The sequence below is a fragment of the Limnospira sp. genome (assembly GCF_051859755.1).
GTDB classification, from domain to species: domain Bacteria; phylum Cyanobacteriota; class Cyanobacteriia; order Cyanobacteriales; family Microcoleaceae; genus Limnospira; species Limnospira fusiformis.
Genome location: NZ_JBIMLI010000218.1, coordinates 1 through 5,006, shown reverse-complemented (window position 1 = coordinate 5,006; position 5,006 = coordinate 1). Strand labels below are relative to the sequence as shown.

The window sequence follows — 5,006 nt, the reverse complement described above, 5'->3', positions numbered from 1 at the left end:
TATTTGGGGTTAGGGTTCTTGGCGGTTTGGTGAATCAGTTTCTCAACGGCTAGAACCCGTTTTTGACTCGATAACCCCCCTAGAGATGGCCAATGAGTTAAGAGAATTCCCATCAAATGCCGACAGACACCTAGGGAGACCTCAACCGTCTGGAGCAGCAGCACTTGCTGGCTGGCTGTCGGGTTAAGATTCCATAGGTCTGTACGGATGATTGATGTGGTTTGTGCCATAACGGTATGATAACCTAAGGCTTGTCAGCTCGGCGGCTCCTTGACCCCCACCTGCCGTTGGGCGAGGTGGGGGAATGCGTCGCTATTTTTGTTCAAATTTGCTCAGGGTTTTTTGAGGATAATCCATTACATCAGACTTACCCAAACCTACCCATAACTAGACTTTTTTATGTCACGATCGCTCTCCCCCCTATCTTGAGAGGGGGATTCACAATCGACCCAAAAACGGTAATTAGGGGCGGGTTCACGAACAATCTGCTCGAAATAGAGGATGATTGCTAGAGGCGGCGGCTACAGCAGGGGAAGTCGAAACGCCCCTATTACTCTATGTAGTTGTTGATGCCAAATGCTTCTCAATCACCTCAGAAATATCTGAGGGTTTGACTCGCGTATAATGAGCCTTATCTGGCATGACAACTAAGTTGGGCCCTAATTTACATTTTTTCAGACAACCTGTTTTTTCAATTTTAACTTGATCATGCAATCCGCGATCGCATAAGGCTTGCTCCAGGACTCGACAAACTGCTTGTCCTCCTCGCTGGCGACAATCAGATTTCTGACAAACTAGAATTTTCGCCGGTTTAGGCTGGCTTTTGGTTGAGGGCCTCACAGAGTTGACTGGGCGCACTGAGGGTTCAGATGCTGGTATAATCTTGGTGGCTTTGAGTTTGACTTTGGCATTTTTTAAATTGAGGATTTTTTCGCCAAATACTCTCACCTCTAACCCCTCAGATAACAGGTGTTTTGCCTCGTCACGTAATCGCTTAGATAGCTTAATTGTATACAATCCTGATGTAGTCATCAGTTGCAGGATTTGCGGGGTTTTGCCTTTTAATAAAATCTGCAAAACTCTACCCGAAAGGCTGAAATCCGAAACTTGCTTATTGAATTTAGACATAATTTTTGCGGTTTGTTTGGTGTGCTTGGGTTCATGGGATTTATTGCCTAACTACGATTCCAGGCCCTTTCCAGAGATAGGGCTAGTTCCCGTGGCGATGCACTTAACCTTCTCAGGACACTAGCAAGCTGAACAGCTTCGGTGGTGTTGGTAATCTTTACCCGCAGCGGGTGATCTACCTGACACCAACAGCTAATTCCCAATTCTTGCAGCCGCCGATAGACCTGCCACCTTTTTGACCAGGCCACTTCTACTACTTCACCGGACTTCGGATCTAATTCTGATGAATTCATTACCACATCTAAATGAAAGAGATTTGCACTAAATTGGGCTGATGACTGCTGCCCTAGCTCACAAATGACTCGGATAGTCCCATATTTCATTGATAACACAAATGATATCTTTTCTCAATAGTCTGTTTATAAAAGTTTACGAAAACGTCAGCCCGGTCGAGTGGCAACTTCAACATCCGCATATATACTTACAGTAAAAAATCTGTAAATTTGGATACATTTTTTCTAAAATTATGCCAAAATTTTAGTAGGGGAATTTTTTAATCATAAAATCGGAGATTTAAAATCATGAGTTTAGAAGAACAAGCCCGGGAATTGTTGGTCCAGAATCGTCACCATAAGCAGCATCTTGACGAAACGATGCTTTCGCGGGCGGCCCAGGAAAGCGATCGCGCACCTGGAGCTGGTTCGGAGCCTAATCACAGTATGGCGGACGAACAAGCACGGGAACTGTTAGCCGAAACCCGTCACCATGAGGAACATTTACACGAAACCATGCTTTCGCGGGTGGCCCAGGAAAGCGATCGCGCACTTGGAGCTGGTTCGGAACCTAATCACAGTATGGCGGACGAACAAGCACGGGAACTGTTAGCCGAAACCCGTCACCATGAGGAACATTTACACGAAACCATGCTTTCGCGGGCGGCCCAGGAAAGCGATCGCGCACGTGGAGCTGGTTCGGAGCCTAATCACAGTATGGCGGACGAACAGGCGCGGGAACTGTTAGCCGAAACCCGTCACCATGACGAACATATCCACGAAACGATGCTGTCGCGGTCTAGTGAGGGATATTAGCAATAGTAGAGGTAGAGTTAGCATAGCCCCATGAGGGGAGACAAAACCACCTAGGAAGGTAGTTAGCAACCTACTTTCTTAGGTGGTAGATCTGGCTAATTATCGCCCAATGTTCCGACTGAATTAACTTGGCAATTTCCGTATTGTTCCGGTGGAATAATCACATCAGTCAGCCAGAGACTTTGAACATCATCCTCTCGGAGCCAGCCTCTGTCTCCTGGCTGTAGGGTGGTGATTTCCTCTAGGTTATCTATGGGTTGATTAATCCCTTGAGGGTCGGAGTCGTCCAATTCTGTCGGTAAAGGGGTATTATTGTCTGGTGTAGCTAGATTATGCGATGAGGGAACCGAACACACTTTTAACTCTACCCAAGTTCCGTCATTTTGGGTTGTTTGTCGTTCGAGAACCTGAAAGACACTATTGCTAGGAACTTCCCCTTTTAATTCCCCTTCCACAAAGTCTTGGTGCAATACAATAGGACTTGGGGGGATGTTATTCTGTATAGTGCGAGCAGAACTCAATTGGATGACTGATCCAAGCGGAACACCTGCGCCATAGGGGACAGTTGGGGTAGGGAGAGAAGGATCAGCGGGTCTGGTGGTAAGGGGGGTGCTAGTAGGCGGTTCGTCGGGTTCTGTGGTCTGATCACCCCCTAGGAATGTCCAAGCTAAGGCCCCGCCAATACCCAACAGTATTAAAATGCCTAATGATAATAACCAAATTGAACGGCTTTTGTTTTTGTCAACTACAATTAATTCGGTTTGCATAGCTGAGTCGTCAGAACCGCTGAGGTCTGATGAGCTATCGGCTATGGTGTCATCGTTGAGACTAATGGCGGTAGGAACGGAAATTTCCGGTAAGTCTTGAATTGTCTTGGGGGAAACTTGAAAATGCAGTAGGGCGATGGTAACGTTATCATGGCCGTTTTGGGTGTTGGCAATTTTCAAGAGGCGATCTCGTACTGATGGGAGGGTAGTTTGACCCTGCAAAACTGGTAAGATTTCGCTCTCCCAATATTGTTCTACCCGATCGCGATCGCTCAATCCATCGGAACATAGGACAAAGATACAATCGGAGTCAACGGGAAATCTCTGGATGGTAGGATGTAAATTGAGAGAGTGGGTAATTCCGAGGGCTTGAATTAGGGCTCCCGATGATACTTGCTGTAATGCTTCACGATAGATAGTATAGCCTAGTCTAACTTCTCGGGAGGCGACATCATCATCAAGGGTAACCTGGTAGCAACCCTCAGGTGTAATCCAGTAGGCGCGGGAGTCTCCAATATGGGTTAAATATATTTCATGAACATGAGCCAAAGCCATGACTATAGTAGTTCCCATGCGTTGACGACCCTGGCGCTCTTCGGTATCATTGCGATCGCTAATGGCATCGTTAGCAATACTAATGGCTCGCTTCAACCGATTGGTCAAGGAAAGGGGGTCCCAATTGGCGGGATGTAGGGGAATTTTTTCCATTTGTTCCCGTACAATTTCAATAGCTAAACCAGAAGCCACCTCGCCGCCTTCCTGTCCGCCAATACCATCGCAGACAATAGCCAAAGCCATGGAGTTTTCATCAATACCATCGTTGTACGCGGACCGATAGCAGGCATCCTCATTATGCGATCGCGTAGGACCTGCATCTGTGACGGTGACAATATCGACTTGTCTTTCTAAAGACCGTCCACAAATGACTAAGGCTTGGTCTAGTTGACTGGCCAAGCGCATCGACTTTCTAATTTCCCCGGCTATCAGTTGTTGGGTAAGTTGTTCCAAAAATTTCTGAATCCGGCGATCTGCTGTAGGAATTAACGATTGCCAAACTGACCCCAGTTGAGATAGTCCTGCGGCTTTAGCTTGGTAGCGTAATTCCAATAATCTGACCAGAGGCCCTTCTACCCGCAGCAGGTCAAAATCAAGTAGACTGGAAGCGACCCCCTGACAACTCAAGGGATACCACAATGTAGCTATCTGCCATAACCAGCTTAATTGACGCATGGCTGATGTTTCTTCCCAGACTTGGGATAGTAATGGTCGAAGTTCCCCCGACTTAGGTTCAATGGGGCATCCTTCTAACAGCCATATATCTTTTTTTAGGGGACTTTTGGCTGCAGGTATCCACCCATAGACCTGGGGAATGTGGAGTCGCTCAGAAAACAGTTTCAGGTAACAGGAAATCTCCTCGGCGGTAATATCATTTCCGGGAGTTTGCGGAAGTTGTTCGGGTTGAGTGTCCACAAAAATACGACCGCCCTGGCTGAGATAGCGATCGGCAATCAAAGTTCCAGCGGGCATATCCTCAAAGCCCGTAACGAGCGCCCATAGATAGTATTTTCGCATATCATTTTGCATAGAGGGTTCTCACATCTGGAGTAGCCACCAAATTGGGTTCAGGGAATATTTGGATACCAGACCAGAGTGTCTCGTTTCATACCAATACAATCGAGGGTTACGACACAGACAGCAGCCAAGCATTGGAACAACAACACATAGAGTGGTGCAGAAGGGGCGCGTGCGTCACGAAATGTAATCTTTTCGTGTTTTCCGAAAATTGTCGGGATGTGACGCACCCTACAGTTATTGGCGCTGAGTGACTGGCTGGTGTGAACTATTGTAGCGCTTATTATCTCCCAGTATAGTTATCATAGGACCGGGATTTATAGCACAAGACAGAAAAGTTAGGACGTATAGCACAAGACAGGAAAGTTAGGACGTATAGCACTAGTCAATACGGTTAGGACGCAGCCTTGAGAACAGAATCCATGGCATCATGGAGAGAATCAAACTGCTC

4 protein-coding genes and 1 pseudogene are annotated in these 5,006 nt (G+C 46.9%); 1 reads left to right on the top strand and 4 read right to left on the bottom strand.

What is annotated here, in order from left to right:
- From ACTIE0_RS22720 to ACTIE0_RS22710, 3 genes and pseudogenes are all read right to left on the bottom strand, one after another.
- Positions 1-230, bottom strand: a pseudogene (locus tag ACTIE0_RS22720) (IS200/IS605 family accessory protein TnpB-related protein); the annotation flags it as partial.
- A 325-nt stretch (positions 231-555) separates the two neighbouring features.
- Complete coding sequence (locus ACTIE0_RS22715; protein ID WP_006626152.1) at positions 556-1,128, bottom strand: (2Fe-2S) ferredoxin domain-containing protein; 573 nt, start codon at positions 1,126-1,128, stop codon at positions 556-558.
- 47 nt (positions 1,129-1,175) lie between these two features.
- A complete protein-coding gene (locus ACTIE0_RS22710; protein WP_035760234.1) occupies positions 1,176-1,421 on the bottom strand; it encodes an Asr1405/Asl0597 family protein in 246 nt (81 codons plus the stop codon).
- A gap of 288 nt (positions 1,422-1,709) precedes the next feature.
- Here ACTIE0_RS22710 and ACTIE0_RS22705 point away from each other — a divergent pair, with 288 nt between their 5' ends.
- A complete protein-coding gene (locus tag ACTIE0_RS22705; protein WP_235677637.1) occupies positions 1,710-2,216 on the top strand; it encodes a hypothetical protein in 507 nt (168 codons plus the stop codon).
- A gap of 95 nt (positions 2,217-2,311) precedes the next feature.
- Here ACTIE0_RS22705 and ACTIE0_RS22700 read toward each other — a convergent pair whose 3' ends face one another.
- Positions 2,312-4,567, bottom strand: coding sequence for a PP2C family protein-serine/threonine phosphatase (locus ACTIE0_RS22700; protein ID WP_006626155.1), 2,256 nt, complete (start codon positions 4,565-4,567; stop codon positions 2,312-2,314).
- Between the last annotated feature and the right edge of the window lie 439 nt (positions 4,568-5,006).

What these genes read in the sequence shown, in the direction of transcription:
- ACTIE0_RS22715 (WP_006626152.1), bottom strand. Translation starts at nt 1,128, where the DNA reads ATGTCTAAATTCAATAAGCAAGTTTCGGATTTCAGCCTTTCGGGTAGA.
- ACTIE0_RS22710 (WP_035760234.1), bottom strand. Translation starts at nt 1,421, where the DNA reads ATGAATTCATCAGAATTAGATCCGAAGTCCGGTGAAGTAGTAGAAGTG.
- ACTIE0_RS22705 (WP_235677637.1), top strand. Translation starts at nt 1,710, where the DNA reads ATGAGTTTAGAAGAACAAGCCCGGGAATTGTTGGTCCAGAATCGTCAC.
- ACTIE0_RS22700 (WP_006626155.1), bottom strand. Translation starts at nt 4,567, where the DNA reads ATGCAAAATGATATGCGAAAATACTATCTATGGGCGCTCGTTACGGGC.